This is a genomic window from Paracoccus versutus (assembly GCF_029909795.1).
Taxonomy (GTDB): domain Bacteria; phylum Pseudomonadota; class Alphaproteobacteria; order Rhodobacterales; family Rhodobacteraceae; genus Paracoccus; species Paracoccus versutus.
Window position 1 is genome coordinate 195,902 of sequence record NZ_CP038196.1, and the last position, 16,957, is coordinate 212,858.

Here is a 16,957-nt window from a genome sequence, read left to right on the forward strand (position 1 = left end):
GAGGGGTGCGGATTAGATGCAGGCGGTCTGGCCGCCATCGACGGACACGACCGAGCCGGTCATGAAGCTCGCGTCATCGGTCAAAAGGAACACCGCGACCGCCGCGATCTCGGACGGCTCAGCGAGGCGACCGATGGGATGCTTGGCGTTGAAGCGTTCTTCAGCCCCCTCTTCTTTCAGCATATAGTCGATGAACGGCGTCTTGGTCATGCCCGGCGCAATGGCGTTCACCCGGATGCCGAGCGGGCCGAGTTCCGGTGACATGGATTTGCTGATGCCGGACACCGCGAATTTCGCAGCCACATAGGGCACCCGGTTTGGCACGCCGAGGATGCCGGCAGCGGACGAGAAGTTCACGATCGAGCGGTCGCCTTCGTCGTTCTGAACCGCTCGGACATAGGCCTGACACATGTTCACGGTCCCATCCACGTTGACCGCCATCGCACGGCGATAGACGTCGAGATCAACGTCGGCGATCCCGCCCGTGCCTGCAATGCCGGCACAGTTGATGATGCCGCGCAGCGGACCCAGCTCTTTGCGCTTGTCCGCGATGGTCTGAATGGCGGCGGCATTGTCGCAGACGTTTAGCACGACGCCTTTGACCCGGTCGGTGCCATAGGTCTCATGCAGCTTGTCGATGGCCTCTTGCGACAGGTCGACGGCGACGACCGTCGCGCCCTCGGCGGTGAGCCGGTCGACACAGGCCGCACCAATGCCGCTGCCTGCGCCCGTGACGACGACGTTCATACCCTCGAAGCGTTTCATATCCATGTTTTCCTCCCATGGTGCTTGGCCTGACCAACGTCAGGAAATTGCTGTCCTGGCCCCAACAGCGCACCGATGGGGTTCGGAACCGGGTGTTCGACGCGCGAAATCCGCAAGCACCTGCCTGGCGGGTTCGCGGGCGTGCGGCCTCTCCAGTGCGACCGGACGCCCGGCGTCTTGGCGTCTTGGCGTCAGCATGGCAAATCCCGATTGAAATTCATATAGAAAATTTACTTTTATATAAAAAAAGACGTAGCTGGCAAAGAATAGGGGAAAATGACGCGGTCCCGGTGACTGCGCGGCCCACCGATGCGGGCCGGGGGCTGTCCCACATAACGCGCAACGGCCAAACCCGAATCAACCAAAACATCCAGAATGGTGGGACACGTTTGAGCCCGCGCACCCGCTCTCCCCCCAAGCCAGCCCAATCTGCGGCGCTACAGACCAATGATTCGAACAGGCCATCACAAGGGGACGGTGGCTGATGACCTCTGCGGCAATCGCAGGGATCTCACGCACCGCCTCTACGGGATTGCGGCAGCCCCGTCGCCAGTCCGATGTCGGCGTCGACTTCTGCTGGTTCGCGTTGGCCTGAATGACACTCGCGCTTGCATGCATCCCGGGCCAATCCCGTAGCGAGGCAGCCTGCCGCCGCCATCACAAGAAGATAGCGCTGCAGATCACTGTCGCGAAGGCGGTGATCAGCACAAGTCAGCACAATGGACGAATCCGTCATGTCAGCCTCCAGCCTTGGGGATCGGTCCAATGACATCATAGCGGAGCCATATACTGCCGTCGGCGAGCGGCTTCATACCCTTGAGCTTGAAGGCGGTAGGCAGGGGCGTGGCGTAGCGCTCGTTTGCCTCGAACAGCGTTTGCGCACCTTTCGTGCCATCCGCGGCCGGGGTCATGACGATGCTTACCTCATCGCACAGACCCGCCCGAATGAATGACCAATTCAAGCTGCCGCCGCCGCCGAGCATGATTTCCTGCACGCCGAAAATCTCGCCTATCTTCCTGACAGCTTCCTCAAGGTCGAGCTGATTGCCGCCTGCGACAATATAGGAAACGCCCTTGCGGCGTAGAAAATCCTTGTAGGCGTTGCTGGCCCGTCCGGAGAGGATTTCGACGACATGGGCCGTGGTCTCAAAATAGGTGATCGAATTGGTTTCCCATGCCAGCACACCTGACGGATCGACCGAAAAATAGTACATCGGGGCATCCGCGACGGTGATGAAATCCCCATCGGGCACGGGCGATGCCGCTTCATCCAGATCAGGCGTGCGGTAGTGGGTGAAGTTATCGTCGCTGGAAACCCGGCCGCACAGCCATCCCTTATGCCGGTCGAACGCGCGATCCGGGCCAAGAACCAGCTCGTAGTATTGCCGCTGGGAGGCAACGCCGACTTCGGTCGGCAGATAGGCTCCCACGATCTTGCCATCGAGCGACATATGGGTGTGAATGAAGACGCGGGGCCGTGTCATCGTTGCGCTCCTTGGCTTTTCTGTTCGTGTCGGACTGGGAATCGAAGGCGGTTTGTCATGTCCTGCAAAGGGGGGAACGCCGATCAAGCGCCCCCCGTCAGCCGTTTCAGACCGCAAGATGCTGGTCGAAGAAGCCGGTCAGCTTCTCGAACGGGATCATATCGACGCGATCATAGAGATCGACGTGGTTCGCCCCTTCGATCCAAAGCAACTCCTTCGGCTCGGCGGCCCGCGCATAGGCGTCTTCGCTGAACTCGCGGGAATGAGCCTGATCGCCGGCGATGAACAGCATCGGGCGCGGCGAGATCGTCTCAATATCGTTGAACGGATAGAAGTTGAGGAACTTGATTTCGCCCGCAAGGGTGCGGTTCTGCGTCAACTCCAGCGTCCGACCCTCGGGAATGGCGATGCCGCGCGGAGTCCGGTAGAAATCCCAATACATCGCCGTCACCGGGTCGGCGTCGGCCGGCCGCTCGATCGGCAGATAATTCTGGAAAATCTGCTCGCCGCTCTTGAACTCATCAAGGCGAAGCTGGGCGGCCTGCGCGGCCAGCTCCTTGCGCTGCTCGACCGAACGCGACTTGCCATAGCCGTTTCGCGTGACCGCGCCCATGTCATACATGCTGACGGTGGCGACGGCCTTAATGCGCGGATCGATCTTGGCCGCGCTCACGAGGAAACCGCCGCTGCCGCAAACGCCGATGCCGCCGATGCGCTCGGGATCGACCAGCTCATGCGTGCTGAGGAAATCGACGGCGGCGCTGAACGCCTCGGAATAGAGGTCGGGAGCCACGGCGTTGCGGGGTTGCCCCTCGCTCTGGCCCCAGAACGGAAGATCGATCGCGATGGCGACGAACCCCTGTTCGGCCAGCTTGGTCGCGTAGAGCGTGGCGCTCTGCTCCTTCACCGCGCCCATCGGATGCCCGACGACGATCGCGGGAAGCCGGGCGCTGCGGTCGGCATTGTTGGGAATGATGAGATTGCCGGCGATCTTGAGGCCGTATTGCGAGGGGAAGGTGACGGTTTCCTTGGAAACCTGATCGCTGGTGTAGAAGTTGTCAGCACCGTTGGACATATCTTGAGCCTCTGCTGTTGGGATATTCAAAATGGACATAGCGCCGAGAGCCGCCATCCCTGCGCCGGTGACTTTAAGCAGCTTGCGCCGATCGATGTTGAGATCGGCAGTCGCCACCACGGAACGGGATTCGCTTGTATCGTTCATCTTCATCTCCATGGGTTCATGCTGAAAGCGTGGGATGTGTTGCCTGAAACGACACTCACCATGGCTGGCCGGTCGGCCCGACCGTGAACTCGTTGACGGTGGTGTCGTCGGGCTGGTCGATGGCGAAATCGACAATATTGGCGATGCGGTCGGGGGAAATGCCATACTTGGCATAGAGCCCCGTCATCGTGTCGGCCGTCTGCTGGTTGCTGATGGTATTCAGCAACTCGGTGTTGATCGCGGCGGGATAGATGGTGGTCGTGCGGATATTGGTCCCTTCAAGACCGGATTCCATGCGCAGCACTTCCATGAAGTCGCGCACGAACCATTTGGTGCCGCCATAGACCGCACCATCGGGATAAGCCTTGAGTCCGGCCACCGACGACGTTGCGATGACGTGTCCCGATTTCTGCTCGATGAAGGTCGGCAGGACGGCCGCGACACCATTCAGGACGCCTTTGATGTTCACATCGACCATTTCATGCCAGTCGTCCGTCTTGAGCGCGGAAAGCGGCGAATTGGGCATGATTCCTGCATTGAGGAAGATCACATCGACGCCGCCGAAGGTGTCCTTCGCCAGCTTCACGATGGCGTCGTTCTCGGCCTGCTTGGTCACGTCCAACGTCTGATAGACGGCCTTGCCGCCGGCTTTCTCGATTTCTGCGGTGAGCTGCTGAAGTTTGTCTTCGCGGCGCGCGCCGAGCACGACTTTCGCGCCCTTCGCGGCAAGGGACTTCGCAGATGCTTCGCCGATGCCCGACGATGCGCCTGTGATGATGACGACTTTATCCTTTATCATGATGGCGGCTCCAATCTGGCTTGCGGGAAGATGCCTCCTGAGAGGTCGTTTGCACTTTCCCTCGGTTGGAGCCTCCTGCGGTAGAACAATCCGGCATTTTCTTTGCCTGATCCTCCAAGACGCTCCATTTCCTTTCGACGGTGCGAGCCGAGTGAGCTAGGATCGAGGTCTGAGAGCGGAGATTTTCATGCCAGCGCAAACCGTATTCGGCGGAGACATGGACGCCGTTGCCCGCCTTCAGGCCGACTTGAGCGAAACCATCGCGCGCCGCACCGTGGGGCTAGAGGACTGTGCAACCGCGATCCCGAATCTGAGCTTCTTCCGGCGCGAACAGCCCACCGAGCCCCGGCCCTGCCTTGTCGAGCCCAGCATCGTGCTTGTCACCCAGGGGGCCAAGGAATTGCTGATCGGGGAGCGGGGCTACACCTATGATACCGAGCGCTTCCTGCTGACATCGCTGGAGCTGCCGGGCGGCTCGCGTGTCCTCGAGGCGAGTCCGGAAAAGCCGTCCCTCGGCCTGTCGCTGAAGCTCGACATGCGCGTAATCTCCGATCTGATCGGACAGGTTAGACCGCCTTCGCCCCGCAATCGTGCCGTCGATGAAAGCGCCGCGATCGGTATGCTGTCCCCTGCGCTGCTTGAGCCGTTTTCACGGCTGCTGGCGCTTCTCGATGAACCGAAGGCCGCGGGCGTCCTCGGCCCGCTGATCGAGCGGGAAATACATTACCGGCTTCTGCAAACAGATCTCGCACCGCGACTGTTGCAGATCGTTTCCGTAGGGAGCCAAAGTCATCGGGTGGCGCAAGCTATCGACTGGCTCAAGGTCCATTTCGCCAAGCCGCTGCGCATCGACGACCTTGCCGCCCATGTCCACATGAGCGCGTCGAGCCTACATCAGCACTTCCGGCAGCTCACGGGGATGAGCCCGCTGCAATATCAGAAATGGCTTCGGCTCAATGAGGCGAGGCGTCTGATGCTCAACGAGCATCTGGACGCCGGCGATGCCGGCTTTCATGTCGGCTACGAAAGCCCTTCGCAGTTCAGCCGCGAATATAGCCGCCTCTTCGGTGCGCCGCCCAAACGCGATGTCGCCGAAATGCGGGAAAAGGCCGGGAAGCTGACACCGCAAATCGAGGGGCAGGACGCCGACCTACGCCGATCTTATGCCGACAGGGGCGATCGACAGTCGAATATGGGCTCCCAAGCTCCGATCTGACGCCTCGAATCCCCCGCCCTGTTCGCGTCATCCGTAAGCGCGACGACGTGGCCCTATGCAGCGAGGCTTGACGTCTGGACGTAGCACCAGGGCATGAGGTCCTCGATGCGGGATCTGGGGTGTCCGTCGAGGATGGCCCGGAGGGTATCGGCGAGGTAGTCGACGGGGTTCACGCCGGACAGCTTGCAGGTTGCGACGAGCGAGGCGAGCATGGCCCAGTTTTCGGCTCCGTTCTCGTTGCCCGCGAAGAGGGCGTTCTTGCGGGTCAGGGCGATGGGGCGGATCTGGTTCTCGACCGGGTTGGTGTCGAGCTCCAGCGTGCCATCGTCGAGGAAGCGGATCAGGCCCGGCCAGTGTGCGAGGGTGTAGCGGATGTCCTCGGCGAGCTGGGATTTCTGCGGGATGCGGGAGAGCTGGGCCTCGAGCCAGGGTTTCAGCGCGGCGATTATGGGGGCGGAATGCTCGCGCCGGGCAGTCAGCCGGGTGGCAGGATCCTTGCCGCGGACGGCCTTCTCGACCCCGTATAGGACCGCGATCCGGCGCAGCATCTCCTCGGCGATGGGCGAGCCGTCGCTCTCGAAGCGCTTGACGAAGCGGCGGCGGACGTGGGTCCAGCAATAGACCAGCTGCCACGGCCCCTCATCGCGCGTGATCTCGGTCAGCGCGTTGTAGGATTGGTAGGCGTCGCATTGCAGGAACCGGCCGCGGTATCCGGCCAGGAACCTAAGCGGATGTTCCCGTCCCCGACCGGGAGCGTAGTGGAACAGCACGATGGGCGGTCCGGCACCACCATGCCCGCGATCGTCGGATACGACGGCCCAGAAGTAGCCGCTCTTGGTGGCCTTCCGGCCCGGATCCAGAATCGGCGCGCGGGTCTCGTCGACGAAGATCCGGTCGGCGGCGCGCAGATTGGCCTTCATGTGGTCGATCACGGGCATCAGGTGGAAGCAGGCGCGGCCGACCCAATTGCCGAGTGTGCCGCGGTCGAGGTGGAGTCCCTGTCGCTCGAAGATCCCCGCCTGGCGGTAAAATGGAAGGTGGTCGCCGAACTTGGAGACGATGATCCATGCGATCAGCCGCTCGGTGGGCAGGCCGCCCGGCACGACATGCTCGGGGGCATGCGTCTGCACTACGGCCTGCGAGCAGCGGCGACAGGCATATCTGGGGCGGCACGTCACCAGAACCTGGAACTGCGCCGGGATCACGTCGAGACGCTCGGAGATGTCTTCCCCGATCCGGGCCATCTCACCACAACCGCAGGGGCAAAGGGTGCTGGCGGGCTCGATCACGCGCTCGACCCGGGGCAGATGCGCCGGCAGATGCCCACGGTTGCGCGCGGGCTTGCGAGGTTCTTCCCCTCGCGCCCGTTGCAGCGCGGCTTCAGTCTTCTCCTGTGCGGCCTCAAGCACGCCCTGGGCCAGTTCGGCGTCCTCGAGCGGCAAATTGAACTGGTCGGGTGACAACTTCTCGGAACTCTTGCCAAAGCGCTCGCGCTGCGAGGCGCGCAGGATACCCTCCAGCCGGCGGTTGGCCTCCTGCACCTCCGCGAGCGCTGCCTCAACCTCCGCGAGGCGGGCCTTCAAATGAGCGTTCTCGCGGCTGAGAGTGTCGGCATCCATGCCTCGAAGTGAATCATGCTGATGCTGTTCTGGCCAGTAAAAACAGGGCCTCCAGTGCATCGGACGCACTTACCCTGCAACCAGCGGGCGGCGCACCCGCTCGGGTCTTACCAGTCTCCAGTCCAACCCCTCGAACAGCGCCGCCAGCTGCGCCGAGGACATCCGCATCACCCCGTCCCGCACCTGCGGCCAGACAAACTTGCCACCTTCGAGGCGCTTGTGAACCAGCACCATTCCGGTCTGATCCCAGACCAGGAGCTTGATGCGCTCCGCACGCTTGGCCCGGAACACGAAGACCGCCCCGCTGAACGGGTCGAGCCCGAACATCTCCTGAACCGCCAGCGCAAGCCCGTCGATCCCCTTGCGGAAGTCCACCGGGCGCATCGCCACATAAACCTTCACCGGCCCGCCCTGACCGAGCATCATGACCTCGACGCCCGCGCCGCCCGGATCGACCGCGTAAGCAGAACCTCATCGGTATCTGCGCCGACGCGGATCACGACATCACCCACAACGATCTCCACGCCGGTGCTGGCCTCCGTCTCTGCCGGCATCTCCGCTGCGGCGCCCTCGACGACCAGTTCTGCAAACATCGGCAGTGCCGCCACGCTCTCGGGCACGACAAGCTGTCCGTCCCGTAGCTTCTTCCGCCAGTCATAAACCTGCCAGCGCGTCGTCCCGTGCCGCCGCGCGACATCGGTCACCGACGCTCCCGGCACCAAGCTCTCCGCCGCAATCCGCGCCCGCTCCGCCTTCGTGCGTCGCTGACGCCCGGTCGGCCCCTCGATCACTTCCAGCCGCGAAACCCCACCATCCGAGAAACCGTCCAAATGGCCGCCCATTTTGCCGTCTCGTTCCAAGCCAACACCTCCGACCTTCATGCGCACGGAGATTGGCCCGTTCAGATCACCAGCGGCAGGAGGGGATCAGCGTCGCGCTTACCGTCATCCCCGGTGGCGAAGCGCTTCCACCAGGGCAACGAACGCCGGCGAGGACTGCCTACGGCTCGGATAGTAAAGATGGTAGCCGTCCACCCAAGGGGAAAAGTCTTCGAGAACGCGCTTGAGCCGCCCTTTCTCGATTTCCGGCAAGGCCATGTCCTCGGGGACGTAGGCCAGGCCGTGACCGGCGATCGCCGCCTTGAGCGCATCATAGAGATTGTTGAACGCGAGCTGGCCATCAACGCGAAGCTTGATGGCCCTATCGTCTTCAACGAACTCCCACGTCCAGAAGCCGCCTAGCGTCGGCAGGCGGATATTGATGCAGGAATGGCGCAATAGGTCCTGCGGATGCGCCGGTTCGGTGTGCTTCTTGAAATAGGACTTGGCTCCGACGACGGCGAACCGCAAGTCGGGGCCTATACGCGCCGAGATCATGTTCTTGGCGAGACGATGACCCATGCGAACGCCGGCATCGTAGCGTTCCTTCACGATATCGGTGAGCCCATTATCGCGCGCCAGCTCGACATTGATATCCGGGTAGTTGAGCAGGAACTTGCTGATCTTGGGCCATAATATTTTGTCGATGCCATGGTCCGACGCCGAAATCCGGATGGTTCCGGCAGGCTTGTCGCGCAGATCTCCGAGCGATGCGATTTGAGCGTCAATTTCATCGAAGGCAGGCCCCAGCCCGTTTAGCAGCCGCTCGCCGGCTTCCGTGAGGGTCACGGCCCGCGTCGTGCGGGTCAGCAGCCGGACACCAAGCCGGGCCTCCAACTGGCGGATCGTGTGGCTGAGCGCGGGTTGTGAGATGCCGATCTTGCCGGCAGCTCTGGTGAAACTTCGCTCTCTGGCGACCGCCAGGAAGGCTAGAAGATCGTTTACATTCTCGCGCGACACACCAGCTCCTCTCATGTCATGACGCAGATTCTATCGGTTCCCGGCGCGCAACAGCAAAGTCGTTGCGAGCATCCCAAGGCTGAGCAACCAGACCATCGCGGGAAGACCGAACATGGATACGATCACGCCGAGCACTAGTGGCACTAACGTCTGGAAGAAATTGCCCACGGCGACAGCCATGCCGATCGCCTCGGTCAGGCGGGCCTCCGGCGCGGCCGAGTAGATGAGGCTCAAGGCCGTGGGATTGGCGAGCCCCATGGCGAGGCCCAGCATGACGCTGACACCAGCCAACGTCGGAATCGCATGAAAGAGAGGTAGCAGGGCAAAGGATAATGCGCTGACGATGAGCGTGCCGATGAGGACCTTTTCGGCCGCGAACCAGCGCAAAACCCGCCCTGCGCTCAACCGCGAGAAGGCATTGCCCGCCGCAAAGGCTCCAAGAACAAGTCCGGCCTGTGTCGCTGTGATCCCGATCTCCACCGAATGAAATGCGAGCACCACGGGATAGATCGACAATGCGCCGAAGAACACGCCGTTGACGATGATCCTGGCCCGCAAGGAAGGCATGGCCAACAGATCGAAGGCATGGGACGGTGCATCCTTCGGCGAGCCCGCCTTCTTCCCGCGCATGTAGTGGTGCGGGGCGACGAACAGGCCGAGAAGCGCGGCCGTCCCGAACGCCGAGACGGTCAGCAGCGCGCTTTGCGATCCATGGCGTTCAAAGATCGCGGCCGCCAACAGCGGCCCGAGAAACTGAACGACGGAATAGCTGAGCACGAGCAAGCCTAGCCGTCCGGCCCTGCCTTCCGGCGGCCCCTTATCGGCGACAGTGCGGGCGGCAACCACATGGGCAAACATCGCCCCAAGGCCGACCAGGCTGGACGTGACGAAAAGCGTGTAGGTGGAGGGCAGCACGGCAAAGCAAAGTCCGCCCAAGATGACCAACCCGGCCGAGAAGGCGAACGGAATGAAGGCGCCCGCGCGATCTACCCATCGGCCGAACCGGATCGTGAAGAGGATGGGCATCGCCGTCATGAAGGAGACGATGATCCCGATCTGGAGCGTGCCCGCCCCCGTAGTCATGGCAACGAGCGGGAACAGCAGCCGGCATACGGCGAGCGGCACGTTCAACATGGCGGCGAGGATGATCGAAAAGGCCAGCCTTGTCGGCGACTGGCCCGTTGGGTGCGGGACCGCCCCTCCGCTGGTCCCGCTGTTCGGATCATCTGCCTGCCTCATCAAACCTCCCTCACGCGGTTCTCCCTTCGCACTCGTTGCCTATGCGGTCAGGAAAGCACGAGCACGGCGGCGATTGCCGGACCGATTGCGCCACCGAGAAGATAGGTGAGCGTGAACAGACCGATCGCGATTGGCCTTTGGTGTTCGGGCACGGCCGCGACCGCCTCCGCAACCTGCGTAGCATTTGCAGAGGTCGCACCAAACAGGGCGAAGAATATCCCGGCCAAAAGTAGGAGCGGCGAACTCGCATAGAGCGCGGTAAGGATCGCTACGAATCCGGCCGCGATAAGCAGGGTGCGGACGCCTGCAAGGGGAAACCGCGACGCTATGGACGTAAAGCCCAAGGTCGCGAAGGAGGCGAGGACCATGGCGATGAGCTGGCCCGTGGCTGCGGCATCCTTCGACCATTCGGCGCGAATGGTGAGCAATTGGGGAATGACGAACAGCAGCGTGAAATATGCGACCGAAAGGGCAAGGGTGAGCGCGGCGGCGGTCAGGAACCTCGCCGAGCGAATGGTCGCGACAGGAACATAGCCCTCCGGCCGGCGACGGATATGGATGGCCAGCAGCACGAGCGAGACGACGATAGCGGCCAGCGCCGGAAGAGAATAGGCGGCCAGAAGGACGATGCCGCCCGAAAGCACCCCGACCAGCAACGCGCCCCATGCGTCAAAGCGGTTGGTGCTGGCCGAGCCCTGCGAGGTGTAGCGGTGAACGACCGGCACGGCGATCAGGGTGATCGCCAGAAGGGACAAGGCAACCCGCCACGATACGACGTCGGTGAGCTGCGTGCCCAAAAGCGGGCCGACCGCCCCGAAGATGCCCATGCCGGCGCTGATGACGCCGATGCGGCGTAGATTGCCGGCCATGGCGATAGCAAGCACGTTGAGCCCCGCCCCTCCTGCGGCCTGAACGGCTCGCCCGCCAACGGTCAGGGACAGCCAGGGGGAGAGCAGGACGATGAGTGTGCCCGCCGCGACCAGCAAGGCGCTCGTCCAAAGGACGGCGCGCTGGCCGCGATGCCGCATGAGGGTGGCTTGCAACGGCGTCGCGACAGCGAGCGCGAGCGCGAACACGGTCGCGACCCAGGAGGCGTTGACCGTGCTTGTGCCCATCGCATTGCCAACATCGTCCAGAATGAGGACGGTGGCGTTGTTCGCGGCGGCGACCGGCGATGCCATGAGGGCGAGCCACCACACCGGCACCTGTGGCCGGGTCGCACCTGACGCGGTGGTTTGGCTGGGATTTTGTTGGCGTTGGGCTGAATTGTCGGTCATGGCTTCCGGGCTTCGATGCCGAAGGGCGGCTTCGCCGGTTTTTGACCGCTGGAACCTGACCCTTGGAGATTGATGGGGTCGGGACCGTTTGCACGGTCCCGACCTTCCGACTGCGCAGTTCATGCAGCCCGGACGACTGCGGCAACGTGTGCGCCTGCCGTCAGGCGATGCAGAGCGTGATTACCAGGCGTGGGTCTTGCCATCCTGATAGAAGCCGCTCGTGCCGCCGTTGGCCGGCAGATCGACAACATAGCGGACGCTGGCCGCGCCTTCGGCGACCGGGCGACCGCCCTCGCCGCCGAGATCGGTAGCCGTCCAGCCCGGGCAGGCCGCATTAACGGTGATGCCCGCCTCTTCCAGCTCTGCGGCGAGGTTCCGGGTCAGCGCATTAACGGCGGCCTTCGCCACGGCATAGGCGGGCACGCCAGCGGCCATCTGTTCGATCGAACCGCGTTCGCTGGACACGTTGACGATGCGGGCGCCCTGCGCCTTGCGCAGAACCGGCAACATCGCCTGCGTCACGCGCCAAGTGCTGAACAGGTTGATGTCGAGCGCCTGCTGGACGACCGACAGGTCGGCGTTCGACGCCTGCTGCGCATAGTCGAAGATGCCGCCGACATTGTTGACCAGCACGTCGAGGTGGCCGAAGTCGGCCTCGATCTTCTTGGCTGCGGCTTCGACGCTCGCTTGATCGGCGGTGTCGAGCTGGATCGGATGGACGTTGCCGCCGATCTCGCCGGCGGCCTTGGTGGCCGCGTCGAGGTTGCGGCCGCTGAGCAGAACGGTGTCGCCGTTGGCGGCGAGCTGCGAGGCCAGCTCACGGCCAATGCCGCGCGTCGCGCCGGTGATGAGGATGATGCGTGCCATGTCTATTTCTCCATGTGGTTTCCGGTGGGTTCGGCCCGCCCCAAGATCGCTTCCAATGCGTCGGCGGCTGGCTGGCTACGGGCATCATCTAGGTGCGCATCTCCACAATGTCAAATCTTTTTATTAATTTTCGCTATATTGTTCAGCATTGTGGAATTATATGAACAGAAGCATGGAATCCAGCACCAGCCTACCGGGGAGAAGCCCGGTTCGGCTGCTGGACGCCCTGCCAGAACGGGAATAGGTTCAGTAATATGGAACAAATGTCGTCTTCCGGCCGCGTGATTCAGTCTGTCCAGCGAGCCTTTGATCTGCTTGAGCGCATCGCGTCCCAGCCCGACGGTGCGCGGCTGAGCGAGCTTGCCGATGGTGCTGGCCTCAATCGCAGCACCGCTCACAACCTGCTCGCCTCACTGGAGGAGCTGGGCTACATCACCCAAGGGAAGAAAGGCGCGGCCTACCGGCTGACCGGCAAGCTCAATCGACTGCTGCGGCCCGATGCTGAAGAGGAACACGCACTGCGCGCTCGCATCCAGCCCGTCCTTGCGACCGTGAGCGCGGAATCGGGCGAATCTACCTTCCTCGCTCTCGTCACCGGCCATGACTATCTGTGCGTCGATGCTGTGCAGTCGGACAAGCCGCTGCATCTAGCGGTCAAGCCGGGCGAGCGAAAGCCGCTGATCGGCGAAGCGCTCGGCCATGCCCTGCTTGCATCCGATCCCGACCTTGCGAAAGCCGTTCGCGCAAATGACCCTGAACGCTGGGAGCGCCATGGCGAAGAGATCGCCGACGCCGAGCGCAAGGGCTACGCCCTCGATCTGGATAGCCAGCGCGCCGGGATTTCCTGTGTCGCGGTCGCAATCACGCCGCGCGCCGCTATCGCTGTTGCCGGGCCGACCAATCGCCTTCCGAAATCACGCCTCGTTACAATCGCCGAACAGATCCGCATCGAATTGGACAAGGTGCGGCCGGCTGGTCATGGCTGGCTGTAGGAAAGCGATGAAGCGGGGCACGCTCGAACCGTAGTTCGAGCGCCCGCCAAGATCGAGCGCTACCGTTTGATCGCCTCGGTGGCGACGATATCGTGCGGTCCGAGGCGGTCCGAAGCGGACTTCGCATGGTGCCAATACGGGTAGATCAGCGCCGGGGCGGAAACCCGGTCCAGCCGGGCGCGCTCGTCGTCGGTGAGCTCGAGGTCTGCTGCCGCGAGATTGTCAACGAGTTGCTGTTCGTTGCGGGCTCCGACGATCAGCGAGGCCACGCCCGGGCGACCCAGGAGCCAGGCCAAGGATACCGAGCCGCCGAAACCCCGCGCGCGTCACCGATGGCAACCAGCTCATCAACAATGTTGTAAAGGGCGTCCTCGTCGCGGACAGGCGGTTCGCCCCAGCCGGAAAGCTGGCGCGAGCCCTCTGGCGGCTGCTGGCCACGGCGATATTTGCCCGAAAGGAGGCCAGCGGCGAGCGGGCTCCACACCAGCACGCCGACGCCGGCGTCCTCTGCGATCGGCAGCAACTCGTATTCGGCTTCGCGCGCCTGAAGGGTGTAGTGGATTTGCTGGGAGATAAAGCGCTGGTAGCCGTGGCGTTCGGAGATCCCGAGCGCTTTCGACAACTGCCAGCCGGCATAGTTCGAGCTGCCGATGTATCGGACCTTCCCGGCTTTCACCATCGAGTCGAGCGCGTCGAGCGTTTCTTCGAGCGGCGTGAGGCCATCCCATTCATGGACCTGATAAAGGTCGATGTGATCGGTGCCCAACCGGCGCAAGCTCGCCTCGCATTGGTCGATGATGTGCTTGCGTGACAGGCCGGCGTCGTTCGGCCCGTCGCCCATGCCCATGCGGACCTTGCTGGCAATCAGCAGGCGGTCGCGCCGCCCCTTGATCGTCTGCCCTAGTATTTCCTCGGACACGCCATGCGAATAGACGTTCGCGGTGTTGAAGAAATTGACGCCGTGGTCAATTGCTACATCGAGCAATCGCCGGGCGTCATCAACGCCGGTCGTGCCGGCCTTGGCGAAAAAGCCCGTGCCGCCGAAGGTCATCGTTCCGAACGTGACCGTCGAGACTTTGAGGCCCGATCGCCCCAACAAGCGATATTCCATATCGATATCCTCTCATCGTTAAACGGCTGGGGCAGGCGTGCGGGGGAGCTGGGGCCTATGCGGGACGGCCTGCGCTATTTGCTCTTGGCGAAGAAATCCGGGATGAACGGCTTGCTCACCCAGCTTTCGGTCCACGGCGTAACCACATCGATCTTCCCGTTGATGCTCTGGAAATACCAAGCCCCGTCGATCTTCGTGAACGTGTCGTTGAAGGTTCCAGCAAACATATAGGCTTCATCTTCACCGGCTTCGTTCTTGAGGGTCTGGAAGTCCAGAATGTAGAAGCTGGCCTTGGCGGTCTTTCCGTCTGCGCCGATCTCGATCACGGATGGCAGGAAGTAGTGGATCGACCATGAGATTTGCTTTGCGAGGCTCACGCAGAGACGCTTGATTTCCTCGCGCCCTCTCTGCGGGGCCTGATCTTCGCCGACATGCCATGTGGCATCCTCTGCGAACAGCGCGGAAACCTGATCGCCGTTGAATCGGTTGTCGAGCGCTTCGGCGTATCGCGCCTTGAGCGTTCTGATCTGCTCGATATCTTCCAGACGTTGGAGCCGCTGGGCATCGCTCAGGACGGGGCTTGTTATCTGTCATCCCTTCGATAGAGATTTGGTGTATTGCCCGCCTTTCGGCGGCCGGAAACAAGCCGGGGGGATTGCGTCGCGCCATCCCCCAACGGCCAAAAAAGGGCGGGATCAGAAGCCCGCGAGCACGACCTTGCCGCGCGCCTTGCCCGTTTCCACGAGCTTGTGCGCCCGCTTCAGGTTCTCGGCGTTGATCGTGCCCATGGTTTCGGTGAGCGTCGAACGGACTTTCCCGGCCTCGATCAGCTCGGCAACCTGCCGAAGGATTTCGCCCTGCGCGCTCATATCCGCGGTCTTCATCATGGCGCGGGTAAAGACCGCTTCCAGATGCACCGAGATCGACTTCCACTTGAAGGGATTCACGTCGAACACGTCGGCATCATCGATGAATCCGAAGCGACCTTGCGGCGAGAGCAGCTTCACAATGTCGTCGCGATACTGGACCGATCCGGCCGTCGAGAACACGAAACCGGGCGCTCCGATACCCAGCGCTTCGATTTGCGGGGCGAGCGGCTCGCTATGATCGACAACATGATGCGCGCCAAGGCTGAAGCACCACTCTTTCGTTTCCGGCCGCGAGGCCGTGGCGATCACGGTGAGGTCGGTGCGTGCCCGAAGCAACTGGATCGCCATCGATCCGACGCCGCCTGCCGCGCCGATGATGACCACGGCGGGGGCAGCACCCGGAACGGGCCGCGTTACGTCGAGGCGGTCGAACAGCATTTCCCATGCCGTAAGGGTGGTCAGCGGCAGAGCCGCCGCTTCTGCATCCGACAGGGAAGCCGGAGCCTTCGCCGCGAGCCGGGCATCGACAAGGTGATATTCCGAGTTCGTGCCTGGTCGGCTCACGTCGCCGGCGTAATACACGCGATCGCCGACCTTGAAGTCCTCGACCTTCGAGCCGACTTCTACGACAGTGCCTGCGGCATCCCAGCCAAGGGTTTTGACCTGTCCCTCGGCAGGTGCGCCGTTATTCCGGATTTTGCAATCGACAGGATTCACTCCGATCGCAGCGACGTTGACCAGAAGATCATGATCGGTCGGAGCGGGCTTGGGCAGGGTGACATCCAGCAGAGCGTCGTCGCGGTCGATCGAGCCCTTCTGCTTGTAACCTACGGCTTTCATCATCTTGGTTTCCTACTCTTTTATTGTACCGAGAAGTTTCTTCGTCGGGTCAGACCCGAGAGGATCGCGCCACCTTGGATATAGTTATTTCTGGCTGCTGGATTAGGCCGCTTTGATGGATTGGTGTTATAGATGTCAGTTATAAATCGTCCTCTTGGCCCATAGGTGAAAGACGTTCCAACAAAACGTGAAGCATCAGATTTATAATCTATGTCTATGACAGTATGTCATCATAGGTGGATAGTATTTCCATTCCGTCACGCCTAACTTCCAAGCATCCGAGACCGAATCTAGATTGCTGAGCAATCTCCGAAACTTGTCTTGATGCCGATGCGCATCACTTCGGTTTCTTCCGGCCGAGACGGGCCGTTACAGCAATGGAGACTTCAATGCCCCTAGTCCCGAACGGCCACAGCATATTCGTCGTTGACCTTCGCTATACCGCTCCGATCGAGCGCGTGGACGCAGCCGTCCCTGAGCACATTCAGTTTGTCAAAGCCAACTTCGCCGCCGGTGTCTTCATCGCTTCCGGACGAAAGGATACGGGCGACGGTGGGCTCATCATAGCCGTCGCCGAGAATCGCGCGCAGCTCGAAGCGATCCTTCTAGAGGATCCATTCAAGAAGCTGGAGCTTGCCGAGTTTCATATTTCTGGGTTCGAGCCGGCAATGATGGCGGATCAGCTTGGTGAGTGATCTTTCCTCCGCCGGTAGCTGTTGCACGAGATCGCCCCGCCAGGAGACGCGAAAACACAGGGATTTCGGTAGAGACCTGACGGTCGTGAACGACCGGAATACCGCCCAGCCCTTTAAACTCAGC

16 protein-coding genes and 1 pseudogene are annotated in these 16,957 nt (G+C 62.1%); 3 read left to right on the plus strand and 14 right to left on the minus strand.

The features are described from left to right. Positions 1–12: 12 nt before the first annotated feature. The 4 genes from E3U25_RS00945 to E3U25_RS00960 all read right to left on the minus strand — a co-directional run bounded on the left by E3U25_RS00945 (position 13) and on the right by E3U25_RS00960 (position 4,270). Positions 13–771 (minus strand): SDR family NAD(P)-dependent oxidoreductase, encoded by a 759-nt coding sequence (locus tag E3U25_RS00945; protein WP_208861547.1) that lies wholly within the window; start codon positions 769–771, stop codon positions 13–15. 731 nt (positions 772–1,502) lie between these two features. After that, entirely contained in the window at positions 1,503–2,249 is a 747-nt protein-coding gene (locus E3U25_RS00950) for a dihydrofolate reductase family protein (protein ID WP_116221378.1), read from the minus strand. A 106-nt stretch (positions 2,250–2,355) separates the two neighbouring features. After that, the gene (locus E3U25_RS00955) at positions 2,356–3,381 is read right to left on the minus strand and encodes an alpha/beta hydrolase (RefSeq protein ID WP_425355725.1); all 1,026 of its coding nucleotides are present in this window, start codon (positions 3,379–3,381) and stop codon (positions 2,356–2,358) included. 145 nt (positions 3,382–3,526) lie between these two features. Beyond that, positions 3,527–4,270: an SDR family oxidoreductase gene (locus E3U25_RS00960; RefSeq protein ID WP_116221377.1), complete on the minus strand. Its 744-nt coding sequence runs from the start codon at positions 4,268–4,270 to the stop codon at positions 3,527–3,529. A 187-nt stretch (positions 4,271–4,457) separates the two neighbouring features. On the opposite strand from E3U25_RS00960, the gene E3U25_RS00965 reads away from it, so the two are divergent. Further along, positions 4,458–5,486, plus strand: a complete 1,029-nt coding sequence (locus tag E3U25_RS00965) for an AraC family transcriptional regulator (protein ID WP_116221376.1) — start codon at positions 4,458–4,460, stop codon at positions 5,484–5,486. A 53-nt stretch (positions 5,487–5,539) separates the two neighbouring features. Here E3U25_RS00965 and tnpC read toward each other — a convergent pair whose 3' ends face one another. From tnpC to E3U25_RS01000, 7 genes are all read right to left on the minus strand, one after another. Further along, positions 5,540–7,105 carry an IS66 family transposase gene (tnpC, locus tag E3U25_RS00970; protein WP_116221375.1) on the minus strand — a complete coding sequence of 522 codons (1,566 nt, stop codon included), beginning with the start codon at positions 7,103–7,105 and terminating at the stop codon, positions 5,540–5,542. Positions 7,106–7,174: 69 nt separating this feature from the next. Then, positions 7,175–7,531 carry an IS66 family insertion sequence element accessory protein TnpB gene (gene tnpB / locus E3U25_RS00975; RefSeq protein WP_425355721.1) on the minus strand — a complete coding sequence of 119 codons (357 nt, stop codon included), beginning with the start codon at positions 7,529–7,531 and terminating at the stop codon, positions 7,175–7,177. Then, entirely contained in the window at positions 7,528–7,965 is a 438-nt protein-coding gene (gene tnpA, locus E3U25_RS00980; protein WP_244295007.1) for an IS66-like element accessory protein TnpA, read from the minus strand. Before tnpA ends, tnpB begins: the two co-directional genes overlap by 4 nt. Positions 7,966–8,049: 84 nt before the next feature. Further along, complete coding sequence (locus E3U25_RS00985; RefSeq protein WP_116221373.1) at positions 8,050–8,943, minus strand: LysR family transcriptional regulator; 894 nt, start codon at positions 8,941–8,943, stop codon at positions 8,050–8,052. A 30-nt stretch (positions 8,944–8,973) separates the two neighbouring features. Beyond that, positions 8,974–10,182 (minus strand): MFS transporter, encoded by a 1,209-nt coding sequence (locus tag E3U25_RS00990; protein ID WP_116221372.1) that lies wholly within the window; start codon positions 10,180–10,182, stop codon positions 8,974–8,976. Between the two features lie 47 nt (positions 10,183–10,229). Beyond that, positions 10,230–11,459, minus strand: coding sequence for an MFS transporter (locus tag E3U25_RS00995; protein WP_166435439.1), 1,230 nt, complete (start codon positions 11,457–11,459; stop codon positions 10,230–10,232). 180 nt (positions 11,460–11,639) lie between these two features. Next, a complete protein-coding gene (locus E3U25_RS01000; RefSeq protein WP_116221370.1) occupies positions 11,640–12,326 on the minus strand; it encodes an SDR family NAD(P)-dependent oxidoreductase in 687 nt (228 codons plus the stop codon). Between the two features lie 254 nt (positions 12,327–12,580). Between E3U25_RS01000 and E3U25_RS01005 the strand changes: the two genes are divergently transcribed. Then, complete coding sequence (locus E3U25_RS01005) at positions 12,581–13,318, plus strand: IclR family transcriptional regulator (RefSeq protein ID WP_116221369.1); 738 nt, start codon at positions 12,581–12,583, stop codon at positions 13,316–13,318. A 59-nt stretch (positions 13,319–13,377) separates the two neighbouring features. Here E3U25_RS01005 and E3U25_RS01010 read toward each other — a convergent pair. The 3 genes and pseudogenes from E3U25_RS01010 to E3U25_RS01020 all read right to left on the minus strand — a co-directional run bounded on the left by E3U25_RS01010 (position 13,378) and on the right by E3U25_RS01020 (position 16,138). Further along, positions 13,378–14,429, minus strand: a pseudogene (locus tag E3U25_RS01010) (aldo/keto reductase). Between the two features lie 74 nt (positions 14,430–14,503). Further along, the gene (locus E3U25_RS01015) at positions 14,504–15,016 is read right to left on the minus strand and encodes a nuclear transport factor 2 family protein (protein ID WP_116221368.1); all 513 of its coding nucleotides are present in this window, start codon (positions 15,014–15,016) and stop codon (positions 14,504–14,506) included. A 108-nt stretch (positions 15,017–15,124) separates the two neighbouring features. Further along, entirely contained in the window at positions 15,125–16,138 is a 1,014-nt protein-coding gene (locus E3U25_RS01020) for a zinc-binding alcohol dehydrogenase family protein (protein ID WP_116221735.1), read from the minus strand. Positions 16,139–16,527: 389 nt separating this feature from the next. Here E3U25_RS01020 and E3U25_RS01025 point away from each other — a divergent pair, with 389 nt between their 5' ends. After that, on the plus strand, positions 16,528–16,833 hold the full coding sequence (locus tag E3U25_RS01025) for a YciI family protein (protein WP_208861545.1): 306 nt from the start codon (positions 16,528–16,530) through the stop codon (positions 16,831–16,833). Positions 16,834–16,957: the final 124 nt, after the last annotated feature.